This window comes from Enterococcus sp. DIV0660C (assembly GCF_017316125.1).
GTDB lineage: Bacteria > Bacillota > Bacilli > Lactobacillales > Enterococcaceae > Enterococcus_B.
Window position 1 is genome coordinate 1 of record NZ_JAFLWA010000033.1, and the last position, 16,270, is coordinate 16,270.

Sequence of the window (16,270 nt, forward strand, 5' to 3'; positions counted from 1 at the left end):
TACAGAAGTGGAATCTTCACGAGTGAGTGATGCGGCGAATGAAGGCGCATCATTAAAACAAGAGGATGCAGCTGCAGTACTAAAATTAATCGATAGCATTGAGGTACGAGCTGGGGAGCTTCGTGATTTGTGGAGAGATTATTCAGCACAGACATGGATCAATCCTGCTGGGTACCAACAAGATTTAGGAACAAATCATAAATATATGCTCAACCAAGGTGATCATAGAACGGGATTGATTTCTGTAGTACCTACTTTGACAGATGCAGATAGAGATAATTTTAGAAATTCTCAACAAAAAGCTAATCAAGCATTATTTTTACCACAGAGAGGTATTATCGATTCTGACTATGAGAGCTTTGTAAGATATTTGAATATTGCTAGAGCAAATGTGAATAATGGCGATACAGAATATGATTTGGCAGCGGCAAAACAATCAATTGAGGATGTTAAAGCAGCTATTACAAAACAAAGAAACGCTGAAACTTGGATTGGAACATTTATTACAACTCATTTTCTAAGAAATGAAATTAGAATTCTTAATTTATTACTTGATGATATGAATGACATCTTTACTTCTGGAGAAGAAAATGAAGTAGTAATCAATGCATCAGACAAAGAACTTCATGTAAATGATCCATTTGATCCTTTAGAAGGTGTAACAGCAACAGACAAAGACAACAATGATATTACTTCAAACATTAAAGTAATAGCAAATAATGTAGATACAAGTAAAGAAGGATTCTATTCTGTAACGTATGAAGTAACAGCTGATGGTAAAACAGTAACTAAAACAATTTATGTAACTGTTGTCGATGACAGCACTAACAGTTATGAAGGAACAATTACTGCGAATGATTTCACAATTAAACAAGACGGTTATATCAAAGGTACGTATACTGGCGACGTAAGTACAATCAAGGTCTTTATTAATGGTGAAGAACAAGCGAAAATTAGTGCAACAGGTAGCCCTTATCAATACTATGTAGGTAACAAAATTACTTCAGTAAACGATAGCGTTACAGTTGTTGCATACGGTCCAAATGGAAAAGAATTGGATCGCGCAAATGTAAATCTTAAAGATAAAGAAGCACCAAGTTATGTAGGAACAATTACTGCGAATGATTTCACAGTTAAACAAGATGGTTATGTCAAAGGTACGTATACCGGCGATGTAAGTTCAATCAGTGTCATTATTAATGGAAAAGAACAAGCGAAAATTAGTGCAACAGGTAGTCCTTATCAATACTATGTGGGTAGCAAAATTACTTCAGTAAACGATAAAGTTACAGTTGTTGCATACGGCCCAGATGGAAAAGAATTGGACCGCGCAAATGTAAATCTTAAAGATAAAGAAGCACCAAATTATGTAGGAACAATTACTGCGAATGATTTCACAGTTAAACAAGATGGTTATGTCAAAGGTACGTATACTGGCGATGTAAGTAGAATTAGCGTCATTGTTAATGGGAAAGAACTAACAACAATTCCAGCAACAGGTAGTCCTTATCAATACTACGTGGGTAGCAAAATTACTTCAGTAAACGATAAAGTTACAGTTGTTGCATACGGCCCAGATGGAAAAGAATTGGATCGTGCAAATGTAAATCTTAAAGATAAAGAAGCACCAAGTTATGTAGGAACAATTACTGCGAATGATTTCACTATCAAACAGGATGGCTATGTCAAAGGTACGTATACTGGCGATGTAAGTAGAATTAGCGTCATTGTTAATGGGAAAGAACTAACAACAATTCCTGCAACAAGTAGCCCATACCAATACTATGTGGGTAGCAATATTACTTCAATAAACGATAAAGTTACAGTTGTTGCATACGGCCCAGATGGAAAAGAATTGGATCGTGCAAATGTAAATCTTAAAGAAAAAGAAAAACCAAAACAAGGAACAATTACTGCTAATGAGTATGAAGTTGGTGGTAAAGATGCATACATCCATGGTAAAACAACTGGAGATGTTGCCGTAGTAAAAATGTTTGTTAATGGTTTGGAAGTATCACAAAGAGCAGTCAACAGTGACGGAACTTATGACTATTATGCTAGACCAGCAATTGAGTCTAAAAATGATACTGTTGTATTGGTTGCCTACGATGACCAAAGAAACGAATTAGCTAGAGTAGACGTTAAATTAGTTTAATCAAACGAAAAACAAAAAGTTTGGTTATTTATTGTAAATAAATGATAGTTTTTAAGCATAATTTTAGTTTTGTCCTTGTTTTTTTAACAAGGGCAAAATTAAAAAGGAGGATATTTAATTGAAAAAAAGATATTGGAAAGCCGCTAGTGTACTTGTCTTAGGATTAAGCTTAAGTTTAGTTTTACTTACAGGGTGTTCAAAAGAAGAGACTAAGAGCAATTCTTCAAGTAATTCTTCAGAAACTACACAATCATTTGCACTTAAAGATGCAGATAATTTACTTTTAAATGTTTCTGAAGTAAAGGTGGCAAAAACGGAAGATAAGAATAAAAAAGTTATTTTAACAATGGATATTGAAAATAACGGTTTAGAAGGAAAAGATATTGGCTCAATTGATTTTTATTTAGAGGGTGATGGGAAAGAATACGCGGTAGATGCAAATTCAAATAATTTCGGTGAACCAGTAGATTCAGGCAAGGAATTAAAGAAAAACCTAACTTTTGTAATTCCAGAAAAACTAACAAAAGCTAAATTAGTCTATAAACCAGCAGATAAAGTATTAGCGGAGTGGGAAATTGAAATTCCTTCACCTAATGAATAATTCTTATTAGAAAAGGAAGGTTTAAATTGTGAAAATATCAGTATTAGGGCTTGGGTATATTGGATTACCTACAGCCGTTATGTTTGCAAATCATGACCAACAAGTTATTGGCTATGATACAAATAGTGAAGTATTAAAGCAGCTGGCAGAAGGAAAAGTGCACATTGAAGAACCAGGTCTACAAGCTGCGCTAGAACAAGCAATAGAAAAAGGTAACTTTAGTGTTAGCAATGAAGTTCAACCAGCAGATGTATATATTATTTCAGTTCCTACACCTAATAAGAATGATGAATTGAAATCATGTGATTTGTCATATGTTCAATCTGCAGTAAAAATGATTTTACCTGTTTTAAAAAAAGGAAGTACTGTAATTATTGAATCTACTATAGCACCTAGAAGTATGTCAGACAAAATTCAACCAATGATTGAAGGTGCTGGATTTACCCCTGGAGAAGATGTCTTTTTAGTTCATTGTCCAGAGAGAGTTTTACCAGGAAAAGTACTTGAGGAACTTGTTTTTAATAATAGAATTATTGGAGGCATTACACCAAACTGTACTGAAAAAGGTAAATATATATATGGAAAATTTGTTAAAGGAGAACTTTTGGGAACATCTGCATCAGTCGCAGAATTATCCAAATTAATGGAAAACACATATAGAGACGTCAATATTGCATTGGCTAATGAATTAGTAAAAATTTGTGACTCATTAGAAATTAACGCGCTTGAAGTAATAGAATTAGCTAACAAACATCCACGTGTTAATCTTCATACCCCTGGACCCGGAGTAGGAGGACATTGTTTAGCTGTAGATCCTTATTTTATTGCTGCACAAGTGCCTGACGTGTCACCATTAATTCAAATTTCTAGAGAAATTAATACGAGTATGCCGAATTTTATTGTTGAAAAAAGTAACCATGTTTTAGAAAAAGCTACAGGAAATAAGGTAGTTGTTATGGGACTTACTTACAAAGGCAATATCGACGATATTCGAGAAAGCCCTGCACTTGAAGTTTATAACACGTTGAAAAATTCCCCTAAAAATTACGATGTAGTTGCGTATGATCCACATGTGCAAAGTGATATTGTTGAAAATAATCTTGAGGCTGCATTAAAAGATGCTAGTTTAGTTCTGATACTGGTAGATCATGATGAATTTAAAAATTTGGTTCCAGAAAATTTCAATACAACAAAAAATGCAATTGTTATTGATGCTAAAAATATTGCAAATCAATGTATTGATTATGAAAATTATTATACCTTAGGAAATATTTCTCAAATTTAGTAGAAAGGAGCTGCTTGTAATAAAAAGAGTACTTTTAATTACTCAAAATTTTTCCCCAGAGATAGGAAGCGCTGCTAATCGACTTTCATTTATTAGTAAATATTTCAGTTCTGATTATGATGTCACGGTCCTAACTACAGAACCTCAGTATCCAAATTCTGAATTGTATAGAAATAAAAAAGATTGGCAGAGTACAGTAAATGAGAATATTAAAGTAATACGTGTTCGTACAAAAAAAAAATCCTATAAACATTTTTTAATGTTGAGATTATTTCTATATTTAGAAGTATTTATTAAATTGTTTAGAGGTATCCATAACGATTTGAGTAAAGAAAAGTATGATTTTATTTTTGTAAGCAGCCCTCCCTTATCTATTCCGCTATTAGGAATTTATGCAAAGTATAAATTTAAAGCTAAATTAATTTTAGATGTTAGAGATTTATGGCCGGAAACATTAAAGGCCATAAAAAGTATTTCATCTTTGATACTTCAGTATATTTCTTATCCGCTTGAAAAAAAAATTTATCAATCTTCTAATAGTATTATTGTAAATAGCGAAGCTTTTATTCCATATATACGAGAAATTATTGGTCCAGATAAAGAAATTGTATTTATACCAAACTCTTTAACTACTAAAGAATTTAACTATGATAAAAAATATGAAAATAAAGAAACCATTCAAATTATTTATGCAGGTAATTTAGGGATTGCTCAAGATCTAAGTGTTTTTTTAGAACTAGCTAACGCATTTAAAAATAATAATATAGTTAAATTTGTCTTAATGGGTTATGGCATTTATAGCCAAGATATTATTGATACTGTAGAAAAAAGAAACTTAACAAATATAGAAATCTTACAACCAGAACCCAGAGCAAAGGTACTAGAAAGAATGAAAGAATCGGATATTGCATATATAGGGTTAGAAAATCAGTCAGCTTTTCATACAGTTATACCCGGAAAGCTTATTGACTATATGGGAGCGGGATTACCTATAATTGCTTTGACATATGGATATTCAAGAAAAATAATTGAAGAAGCAGATGCGGGCATTGTTTTGAATTTAGATGATGGAATTGATGACTGGGTAAAATCAATAGAAGGATTGATTTATCATTCAGATGTTAGAAGATATTATGGAGAAAACTCTAGGATATACGCTCAGAAACATTTTGATTGGGATAGTAATCAAAATTTATTAGGAAAGGTATTGAAAAATCTTGATGACTAAAAAAGTGACAATGTTCGTGTGGAATGATTTTTATAATGATTCTCGTGTATTGAGAGAGTGTACAGCATTAGAACAAGCTGGATATCAAGTTAATTTAATTGCATTAGGAAAAACTGATAGTACAGAAGAGCGTAAGGAAATGTTTAAAATATATAGAGTATCTCATCGTAACTTTGAAACTAGTTTTATGTTCAAATGTCTATTTATTTGTGCATCTATATATTTGTTAATGTGGAATTATAGAATAGCTATTTTATTTCTCGCAGTATATGTCCTACTTAAAATTTCAAAAATAAATATAATAACACGAAGAATAATCTTATTATCAAAAATGCTATTTTTGGGTTTGAAATTAAAAACAGATATCTATCATGCAAATGATTTAAATACGTTAATTCAAGCAACTATCTGTGCAAAACTCAAAGGGAAGAAACTTATCTTTGATTCACATGAAGTTAATACTAGTCGTTCAGGGTATGACTCATGGATATACGCGTTTCTGGAAAAATCTTTAATCCACATTCCGAATTGTGTTATTCATGAAAATCATACTCGTGCGGAATACATAGAAAATTTGTATGGTTTTCGACCCCAAGTACTTTATAATTATCCGTATTTAAGACAAGATGAAAAGAAAATAAATATGCACAAACTATTAGATTTACCCGAAAGTGAATTACTCTTGATCTATCAAGGGGGATTGCAACAAGGTCGTGGGTTGGAACAATTAATACAGGCTGTCCCTTTTATTAACAAGGGCACGGTTGTTTTCATAGGTGATGGAAAACTTAAAGAGTACTTAATACAAGAGACACATAAAAATAAATTAGAGAATAGAATCAAATTTATTGATAAAGTCCCAATGGAATTATTACATCTGTATACCAGAAATGCATATATAGGTTTCCAGTTATTGAATAATACTTGCTACAATCATTTTTCAGCTGCTTCTAATAAGCTGTTTGAATATATGATGGCTGGAGTTCCAGTTGTTGGTTGTGATTTTCCAGAGATAAAAAAAATAATTGATGGTGAAGGTACGGGAATAGTTGTGGATTCATCAGATTATATTTCTATCGCTAATGGAGTAAATCTTTTAGTAGAGGATACGCAATTATGGGCACAGTTAAAAGAAAATTCTCTTAAAGCTAGAATGAAATACAATTGGGAATTAGAAAAAGTAAATTTATTAAAAATTTATGAAGCATTATATAAGGAGGAGATGTAGATGGAAGACCAAGAAGATATTCAACAATATATTGATAGAGAAATATCTTTGCGATCAGAAAATAAGGAATTAAAAAAAGAACTTTCTTATTTAAAAGAACAAGTAAAAATACTAAACAATGACAAAAATAATTTGTTATTGGAAATAGAAACAAAATATGAAAATAAGGAATTAACTATTCAACTCAATGAAAAAGTTAAACAATTACAATCAGAATTAATTGATTATAAACAGCGTTCTTATGGACTGATTGAGAATCAGAAGACTTGGCTTAAGTCATTTTATAATGATGTTGACACTATCGAACGTGAAAATGACAAACTAACCAAACAGTTATTGGATAGAGAAACAGAGCTGGAAATTATTACGGAAAGATATACGAAAATGATGAATACAAAAACAATGAAATGGACTGGAAAGTATTGGAATCTATTAAAGAAAATACATTAAAAAAACAAATCGATTTTTTCTATAAGTCTCTGCATACATTTCAAAAGGAAATAATTGCAGATATTTACCCGCAAATAATTACACAAAAAGAATTCTGTAAAGCCGAAAATTGGTGGTATGTAAAAAATGAGGGCTTGCATGCATATATTTTAGAAGATGAACTTTGCTTTGCGAATGCATATAATAGATCAAATTATGCTTCTTTTCTAGAAGGCAATGTTGCATTTAATCGTCTTCCAGATCATAAAATTGAAGTTTTACCCGATGAAAATTTGAGTGTTAAGATCCAAGCGGAATTTTCAGAAGGTTTAAAAGCCAAAATAGCTATTATTGAATATAGTGTAACTGAAAAAATAAAAACAACACTTATAGATTTTAATCAAAAGGAACAGATTTTATTGAATAAAGATACTAAATATTTACGATTAGCTATGAAAATTAGTGGTAAGGGTATTTTGAGAATAAAAGAAGTAACGCTAGATAGAATGTTTAATAGAAAAAAAGAAATTAAAAATGCAAAAAAACATCCAAATCAAATAACAAAATTTCAAGAGTTAAAGATTGCGTGTATTTTTGATCCATTTACAATGGCTAATTATAGAAATGAAGTGGAACTAATAACATTTACCCCAGAAAATTGGGAAACTGTTTTAACAAATAATATGCCACACCTTTTATTTGTTGAATCTGCATGGCATGGAAACGATGGAACATGGCAATATCAAGTAGGAGAATATTCTAATGTAAGTCGGGAAAATCTATTTCAGTTATTGAAGTGGTGTAATCAAAATGGTATCCCCACTATTTTTTGGAATAAGGAAGACCCTATTCATTTTAACAAATTTATCGACACTGCTAAACATTTTGATTATATATACACCACTGATAGAAATATGGTGAGCGAGTATAAAAAGCATGTTAATCATAATAATGTCTTTGCATTGCCATTTGCTGCTAATCCTAAGTTACACAATCCAATCCAGCTGGAGGAACCACGAAAAGATTTAATTTGTTTTGCTGGTTCATATTATGCGAATCGTCATGAAGAACGACGGAAAATTATGGATGAAATGTTAGATATCTGTCAAGAGTATGGATTAGTTATTTACGATCGTAATTTTGAACGTCCTGAAGAGGAATTCAGATTTCCAAAAAGATTCTCAGAAGACATTATTGGGAGTTTATCATATAAAGACATTAACAAAGCGTATAAGGGATATCGTTTTATGTTAAATGTCAATAGTGTTATACAGTCGCCAACTATGTTTTCAAGAAGAGTTTTTGAGGGCTTAGCATCGGGCACCCCTATTTTGAGTAGTTATTCTGAGGGAATTTTGAAGACATTTAATAATATTGTAATGATCTCTGAAGACGCAGATGGACTAAGAAAACAACTAAAATTTATTTCTGAAAATGATAGAGCATATCATAGAAAATCATTACTAGGTATTAGAGAGGTATACGAAAAGCATACCTATAAACATAGATTATCGTATATCTTAAAAAATATGGATATAGATGTGGCTGTTACTCCAGAGTCTGTTACAGTAATGGTCGTTGTAAATTCAGAAGAGGACGTAAACAAAGCTATAGCTTTGTTTAAATCTCAAAGTTATAGTAATAAAAAATTAGTCTTGATAATTAACGAAGAAAACAAAATTAAAGATATAAATCATATCTTTAATATATATCAAGAAGAAGATATAAGCGTTTATTTACTTTCATATATGGACAATTATGATGAAATTAGTTCTGCATTTACCACAGATTGGTTAGCGTTTATTAATTTAGATAATTATTATGGATATAATTATCTAAAGGATTTAATGTTAGCAAGTATTTATACAGAAGCTGACTTTATTGGAAAAAACACCTATTATTGTATGGATGAAAATGAAGATTTAGTTAAAGTCAATGACGGACAAGAATATATCTATGTGGATGAGTTACGTCCAGAGAGTTCAATAGTTAAAAGCAGATATGCTTTCAGTAAGGATGCTAAGCAATTGCTTTCAAGTTTTTTAGATAACGAAAGTTTAAGTGAATATAAACGTTATGGTGGCATTATGTTTAGTTCCGATTGTTATAACTTTATAAAAGATTGTAATAATGTTACAGCAACCAGTAGAAAGCAAGTGGAAATATAGAGGTGAAACATGAGAAATTTGAACATTTTGTTATATGGTGATATTGATCTAAATTTTATGGATGGTTCAGCAGTATGGCTAATTTCGATGGCACAAATGCTAGCACTAAATCCTAATGTAAATATTGATTTAGTGTTAAAAGCTAAAGAAAAAAATAAACACTTAGTACAATCAGTAAAAAATATCCCTAATATTCATTGCATCCCAGCATCAGAGGCAATGAATAGTGATAGTTCAGAACGACTAACTGTAATTGAAGCAGTTAGTTTCATGCGAAAGTTAGAGAGACAAAAAAGTTATGATCTTGTTATTATAAGAGGATTTGAATTAGTCTCAGAAGTTATGAAATACAAAGAATTCAAAGAAATTACAGTTCCTTATTTAACTGATTTTAAGCATGATGAACGCTCCACAAAGCAAGAACGAGAAAAATTAAAAAAAGTGTATGATCACTTTAATTTTATGTTTTTACAGACCAAAGAAACTAAAAGTGCATTTCAAAAGTTAATCAATGTCGGAGGAGAAAAAATTCGCATTTTAACCCCAATGATTCCGGATCCAGTAGGACAACCAGACTTTAGAAATAAGCATTATCGTTTAGTATATAGTGGTAAATTTCATGAAGATTGGTATACGGAGGAAATTATAAAAGTAACAAAAAAGTTGTCATTATTAGACGATAGAATTAAGACAACAATTGTTGGTGATAAATTCCAAGATGCGTTGAGAGAAAAAGAAAATCAATTACGAATAAAGAAAGCATTACAGGAAACCGAATCAATTGATTGGGTAGGGGCTGTTTCTAGGGAAAAATGCCAAGAAATAATAGAAAATTCTGATATAGGAATTAGTTGGCGTAGCGCGTTTTTAGACAATGACAATAGTGTTGAACTATCTAGTAAATTACTAGAATACGGACGCTTAGGGAAACCGGCTTTAGTTAGAAGAACTAAAATGCACGAAGATTTACTTGGAAAAGATTATCCATTATTTGTAGATTCAGAGGAAGACGTAATTGCCAAAGTAACAAATATTTTTCAAAATGAAGATTTATATTTCGAATCAGCACGAAAAATGTATAATGCTAGTCTTCAATATACATTTCAGGCAGCACATAACCGATTAAGTAAATTTATTTGGTCATTTAAAAAAGAGCCTATAAAGATTGTTTTTGCAGGACATGATTTAAAATTTGCTAACATGATTATTAAACACTTTGAAAACAATGCAGGTTTTGAAGTAAAAATTGATCAATTTAGTTCACATGAAAAACATGATGTAAATCACAGTAAAGCATGTGTAGAATGGGCAGATGTTATTTTTTGTGAGTGGGGATTAGGCAATTTAGTTTGGTATTCAAACCATAAAAAAGATAATCAGTCATTAATAGCACGGCTTCATTTTCAAGAAAAAGATTTAAAATTTTTGAGAATGGTAGACTTTAAAAAAGTAGATAAGTTTATAGCAATCACTCCCTATATGTTAGAAGAGTTTCATCGTATTTTTGAAATTCCAAAATATAAATTAAACTATGTGGATAATTTGATTGACGCTAATCAACTAAATTTACCAAAGAACAAAGATAGTAAATTCAATCTAGGAATATGTGGGATTTTACCAGCACGTAAACGATTGGATATAGCTATAGATTTATTTGAGGCGCTTTGGGAAACCGACAATCGTTATAAACTGTTTATTAAGGGGAAAAGGCCAGAAGAGGTTGCTTGGTTAATGGCTAGAAAAAGTGAACGTAGTTATTATGAATCAGTGATGAATAGAATAGAAACAGCACCGTGGAAGGAAAATGTTCAATTTGATGGGCATGGTAGCGATATACCAGAATGGTTGCAAAAAATTGGTTTTCTCCTTTCTCCTAGTGACTATGAAGGGTCACATGTTTCTGTCTCAGAAGCAATAGCCAGTGGCTCCATTCCTATTATTCGAAATTGGGCCGGAGCAAATACAATCTATTTTGAGAAATATATTGTAAGTTCTTTAGGTTCGGCAATTGAAAAAGTTAAACATGCTGATTGGTCAGAAGAAGCTATGGAGTCTCGTAAGAAAGAAGCTTTTGATAAGTTTGATAAGAAAAAAATTTCAAGGCAGATAGAAAATATGGTGAGATCTAGTATTACCCAAAGAAGAAAATAAAAGGGATTGATTTCTATTTTGAGTAAAAAGAAAGAAACGAAAGAAGATTTAATTAAAAGTGTTGATGTATTTTTAGTTAAACAGTATCTACAAACAAAATGTCAGCTAACAACATCAAAAAAAGGGTATTCTTTTGCTTTTTATGTATATCAGCAAGATAGAGCAGATGCTATATATCGTTCAGATTACAGCTCGTTTGATACTAATCAAATTAAGTTAGTAGATAATGGTGAATATAGAGTAAAGGTTTTTGTTAAAAATAATACCACAAACGAAATTAAAACTATGATGAGCTCACCTATACAAAAAACGACTGTCATTGATTTTTAAAGGAGAAGAAGCAAATGTTACACGGAAAACATTTTCAAAATGGAAGAAAGACACTGGTTATTGTTTTCCAAAATGCTGCGAAACCATTAAATGAAGCGATACCCAATATTTATTTGAACAAAATAAGTCAAGCTGAAGTTAGTGAAATGCATGAACAATATACTTGGATTAAGTTTGCGAAAACATGTAGTAAAGTTGATTATTTATTTGTAAAGGATCATTTTTCTAGTGTTTATGGCTGGTATATCATGGATGAAGGAAAATTTATTTATGAAGAACTTAATAAACAACTGACAATGTTTATTAAAAAAAATAAATATAAAAGAGTGATTAGTTTTGGTTCTAGTAAAGGGGGGACAGGAGCCTTACTATACGGCTTAATCAATCCGTTTATTACGGATGTCTTCTCCTTAGTTCCACAAATTAATGTCGCTACTTTTATTAACAAACTCTGTCCAAATGAAAAAAGTCTTTTTTTTCATAATAGTTTAGAGTTTGAACAAAAAGTAAATAATCTATTTTATTCTTCTGATTTATATAATGATTACTCTCAAACCAACATTAATTTTTACACAGGTTCCCAAGATATTCAATTCAATAACTTACTTGAATATAGAAAATTTTTAAAAGATAAAAATATTGTCAGTAAGCTTTATTTAAACCGCAGTGATGAAAAGCATACTCGATTAGTAAATCAGTATACTAATTTTATTTATAGTTTTTTAGAGGACTTAATTGAGGAGGAGGATAGACGTACTAATCGGTTAACGTATCAAATAAGTGAAGAGTGTTTTATTTTGAAGTAGCCCAAAATTAGTACTAGTAATTATGAAAATAATGTTAGATGAGCTGGTTTTTACAGAAGAAAAGTTAAAACTGGCTTTTGAAGTAGATATATTACAACCATCGGAATATGAATATGCATACTACTTGTATCAAGACGGAAAGGTTATAAAACGGATATGGTATCAAACATCATCTTCGAGGTATCAAGAGATTGTAGAAGTTCCATTATTTAGTGGTTCTTATCAGATTCGACTATTTGTTAAATATAAAGAAAAGATCATATTAAATCAACAATCGAATCTTCTGTGGATCAGTGTAGAAGAAAAAAAAACAATTCCTTCTAATTTTAACTCAGAAAGAGTCTATTTTAATGATCACCCTGTTAAATTTGTTTTACAAGAATCCAAAAATAATTCTCCTTATTTAGTAATTTCTTTTTCAGGATTATATTCGACAGAATTTCAAGGTGGACCGCCAGTATATAATCATATTCGAACTTTGGAAACAATAGATACAAACAAATTATTTATCTTGGATTCTTTTGAAGAACAATTTTGTTATTATGTAGGTTTTGGAGGATCGAAGGAATTTGAACGTAGCGTGTTTGCTTTAATAATGAGTGTTGCAAATAGATTGAAAATACCTGTAGATAATATAATTGCTACGGGTTCAAGTAAAGGTGGCTCAGCTGCACTTTATTTTAGTATAAAATATTATTTTGGCCATGCCATTATTGGGGCTCCACAGATTTATATTTCCAAATATTTGCAACAACGTGCTAACTCTAAATCTATGCGTAAAAGATATTATAAATTATTGGGAAAAGATAGAAAATTTGGGCAAGCTTTTTGGAACAATTTGATCTTAAATCAAGTGATTATGACAGATCAATTTCCAAACCTGCATTTTCATGTTGGTGAAGGGGACTTTCATTATGAGCAACACCTCAAACCATTGTTAAATTTATTTGAAAAGAAGGAAGTTGACTACAGTTTGGACTTGAAACTTTATGATGATCATAGTCAAACAGGACTTTATTTTACTCCTTTTTTACAAAACAAAATTCATGAAATTATTCAGGATAAGGAGAATAATAAATGAAACTTTTGTTTTCATGGTTGAAATTACAAATTCTCAACATACCTCGCATTTTGAGAATAACTCATTTTGACAAAAAATCAATTAATAAAAGTTATTCATTCGGATTTTTTTGGGAATTTCTAAGTCCTACAATTCAAATTTTGATTTATTATTTTGTCTTTGGCGTTCGACTAAAAGGGCAAACGATGATTAATTCTCAAATACCATATATTGATTGGATGCTGATAGGAATGATACCTTGGTTTTACATCAGTTCTAGTATTGTTGTAGGGTCAGGGTCTATATATCAAAACTTAAATTTAATTTCAAAAACAAAATTTCCAGTAGAAATCCTTCCTACAATTTCTATTCTTAAAGGATTAAATAGTTTTTTTACCATGATGGGATTATTTCTTTTCTATTTCATAATCCAGGGATTTTATCCAACTTTGGAATGGATACAGTTAATTTATTATTTTTTCTGCATGATAATTTCGTTACTTGCAATTTCTGTAGTTACTTCTGCAATAACCGTTATGTTTAGAGATTTACAACCTTTGATTAGTTCAAGTATGAGATTATTATTTTTTATTTCTGGCACAGTTATCAATGTGAGTAGTAATACTGATTCTAGGCTAGCTAAATTATTACTTTTGAATCCTTTTGTTTATATTATAGAAGGATTTAGAGATGCGCTTCTTTCAAGAGGATGGTTTTTTCATAATATTCCCAAAATGGCTTATTTCTTTTCTAGCGTCGCTTTAATTTTGCTTGTAGGAATATATATTACTGAAAAGTATAAGAATGATTTTGTAGAATACATGTAGCAAGAAAGTAGGAGAAATTATTGGCTAAAGAAAAAACTTTCCTATCAGATTCTAATGAAAAGATTAACGTACGTAATATTACTAAATTATATTATGTAAAGAAAGATAGTAAGAAGGATAATAAAAAAAATAGAAAAAGATATCAATATTTTGAAGCTTTGGATGAAATCACATTCACATTTAAGCCCGGTCAATGTGTTGGGTTAGTTGGATTAAATGGTTCAGGAAAGACAACTTTGGCGAATATTTTGGCTAAGCACTTAAAACCGACATACGGAGAATTTAATTTTAAAGGGACTACTTCTTTATTGGCGATCAGTTCAGGTCTTAAACCAAATTTAACGGGCCGTGAAAATATTAGACTGAAAATGTTATTGATGGGGTTCAGTAATAAAGAGATCAACCGTAGAATCAATAAAATCATAGAATTTACAGAACTATATGATTTTATTGATAAACCTTTAAAGCATTATTCAAGTGGGATGAGAGCAAAATTAGGTTTTGGCATTGCTGTACAAACAGATCCAGATATTTTAATTATTGATGAGGCGCTATCTGTAGGCGATCAAACCTTTTATAGAAAATGCTTAGACGAAATTGAAAAATTTAAAAGTCAGAAAAAAACTATTATTTTTGTCAGTCATGCGACTAGTCAAATGAGAGATATTGCTGATGTTGTTGCCTGGATTCACTATGGCAAGTTACGACAATTTGGAGAATGTGAGACCGTTTGTTTAGAATATAGTAAGTTTATCCATCACTTTAATAAACTGAGTCGGTCTGAAAAAAAAATATATCAAAAAAAAATGATGGCAGGGCAAGAAAGAAAGTTAAGAACAAAAATTAAACATGACTCTTTTAAGTTTCCAATTATATCAGTAACAATTTTATTTTTTATTGTAATTATTACTGGATTTAAGCTAATTGGTATTCTTTAATCTGAGAAGGGATGTTAGAATTTGGAAGTTATGATAGAGGGAAAACACATAAAGAATAATTCAGATACATTAGTTATTGTATTACAAGGAGTTTTCTCTAAAACAAATGAAATGTACGCGAAAAGCATTGTTAATGGACAGATAGATGAAGAATCTGTCAAAAATCTTCATAATTATTATCATTTTATGAAATTATCACAAAGGAATGATAAAAGAGATTATTTGTATTTAAAAGATTATTACTCAAAGCTCTATGGTTGGTATATTTTTGATCATGGTAAATTTATTTATGAAGAATTAAGTCAAAAAATAGAACAACTTATAATGGAAAATAATTATCAAAAAGTTTATTTGGTGGGTAGCTCTAAAGGCGGTGCTGGATCTATTCTAATGGCTTTACATAATAAGTTTATTGATAAAGTATTTGCAATGGTACCAGATTTAAGAATATCTACTGATGGCTTTGGTGATAGCGGTAAAGATCTTTTTTTCAACAATGATAAATTATTTGAAGAACAAGTAAAAAATATTTTTAACAATGACATTATATTTAAAGATATGAAGTATGCTACTAAAAAAACAAGTTTTTACTTTTTTACAGGGGTTCGTGACTATGGTTTTAAAGAACTCGTTAATTTCCATCGAAAACTTAACGAAGTATTAGACATAAATAGTCAATTATTAATAATGCCTACACCTGAGCCACACAATCCGTTGATTAAAAATCACACAAAGTTAGTTACTTCACTAATTCAAAGATTAGATCAAGATATTCTTTGGAACGAAGATGAGTTTACTTCTGTATCAGATAATGTCCATATTGCGACTTATAAAGCTATAGGTATGCAGTAAACTTAGTTGTAATACTTTACAGCAATAATAGACTTTCCCATTAAACTAATTTTAAAATTAGGTGGATTAATTGCTAGCTGTAAGAAGACCCCCAAAAAAATTATGATGTGCACCACCGGAAGGTTAGCTCCTGTATTACTAATCAACAACAATAAATTCTATAGCTTTTCATATTTTATCAAAATAACGAACATTTAAAATAATAGTGTGCC

14 protein-coding genes are annotated in these 16,270 nt (G+C 30.5%); all 14 read left to right on the top strand.

Annotated features, from left to right (window positions below; all coding sequences use genetic code 11):
- On the top strand, nucleotides 1–2,155 hold a 2,155-nt coding region (locus DOK81_RS08920; RefSeq protein WP_206910169.1), incomplete at its 5' end, for an immunoglobulin-like domain-containing protein.
- A gap of 118 nt (nucleotides 2,156–2,273) precedes the next feature.
- Nucleotides 2,274–2,756 (top strand): DUF4352 domain-containing protein, encoded by a 483-nt coding sequence (locus DOK81_RS08925; RefSeq protein ID WP_206910171.1) that lies wholly within the window; start codon nucleotides 2,274–2,276, stop codon nucleotides 2,754–2,756.
- A gap of 28 nt (nucleotides 2,757–2,784) precedes the next feature.
- On the top strand, nucleotides 2,785–4,041 hold the full coding sequence (locus DOK81_RS08930) for a nucleotide sugar dehydrogenase (protein ID WP_206910172.1): 1,257 nt from the start codon (nucleotides 2,785–2,787) through the stop codon (nucleotides 4,039–4,041).
- Nucleotides 4,042–4,132: 91 nt separating this feature from the next.
- Nucleotides 4,133–5,269, top strand: coding sequence for a glycosyltransferase family 4 protein (locus DOK81_RS08935; protein ID WP_347401441.1), 1,137 nt, complete (start codon nucleotides 4,133–4,135; stop codon nucleotides 5,267–5,269).
- A complete protein-coding gene (locus DOK81_RS08940; protein WP_206910174.1) occupies nucleotides 5,262–6,497 on the top strand; it encodes a glycosyltransferase in 1,236 nt (411 codons plus the stop codon). The genes DOK81_RS08935 and DOK81_RS08940 overlap by 8 nt, the downstream gene beginning before the upstream one ends.
- Complete coding sequence (locus DOK81_RS08945; RefSeq protein ID WP_098040916.1) at nucleotides 6,498–6,947, top strand: hypothetical protein; 450 nt, start codon at nucleotides 6,498–6,500, stop codon at nucleotides 6,945–6,947.
- The gene (locus tag DOK81_RS08950; protein ID WP_206910175.1) at nucleotides 6,920–9,094 is read left to right on the top strand and encodes a glycosyltransferase; all 2,175 of its coding nucleotides are present in this window, start codon (nucleotides 6,920–6,922) and stop codon (nucleotides 9,092–9,094) included. Before DOK81_RS08945 ends, DOK81_RS08950 begins: the two co-directional genes overlap by 28 nt.
- A gap of 9 nt (nucleotides 9,095–9,103) precedes the next feature.
- Entirely contained in the window at nucleotides 9,104–11,245 is a 2,142-nt protein-coding gene (locus DOK81_RS08955; RefSeq protein ID WP_206910176.1) for a glycosyltransferase, read from the top strand.
- A gap of 18 nt (nucleotides 11,246–11,263) precedes the next feature.
- Complete coding sequence (locus DOK81_RS08960; RefSeq protein ID WP_206910177.1) at nucleotides 11,264–11,575, top strand: hypothetical protein; 312 nt, start codon at nucleotides 11,264–11,266, stop codon at nucleotides 11,573–11,575.
- Nucleotides 11,576–11,589: 14 nt separating this feature from the next.
- The gene (locus DOK81_RS08965; RefSeq protein ID WP_098040920.1) at nucleotides 11,590–12,381 is read left to right on the top strand and encodes a hypothetical protein; all 792 of its coding nucleotides are present in this window, start codon (nucleotides 11,590–11,592) and stop codon (nucleotides 12,379–12,381) included.
- A gap of 22 nt (nucleotides 12,382–12,403) precedes the next feature.
- On the top strand, nucleotides 12,404–13,462 hold the full coding sequence (locus tag DOK81_RS08970; protein WP_206910178.1) for a hypothetical protein: 1,059 nt from the start codon (nucleotides 12,404–12,406) through the stop codon (nucleotides 13,460–13,462).
- On the top strand, nucleotides 13,459–14,268 hold the full coding sequence (locus tag DOK81_RS08975; RefSeq protein WP_098040922.1) for an ABC transporter permease: 810 nt from the start codon (nucleotides 13,459–13,461) through the stop codon (nucleotides 14,266–14,268). Before DOK81_RS08970 ends, DOK81_RS08975 begins: the two co-directional genes overlap by 4 nt.
- A 20-nt stretch (nucleotides 14,269–14,288) precedes the next feature.
- Complete coding sequence (locus DOK81_RS08980; RefSeq protein ID WP_206910179.1) at nucleotides 14,289–15,206, top strand: ATP-binding cassette domain-containing protein; 918 nt, start codon at nucleotides 14,289–14,291, stop codon at nucleotides 15,204–15,206.
- Nucleotides 15,207–15,227: 21 nt separating this feature from the next.
- Complete coding sequence (locus DOK81_RS08985; protein ID WP_206910182.1) at nucleotides 15,228–16,058, top strand: hypothetical protein; 831 nt, start codon at nucleotides 15,228–15,230, stop codon at nucleotides 16,056–16,058.
- The last annotated feature ends 212 nt before the right edge of the window (nucleotides 16,059–16,270 follow it).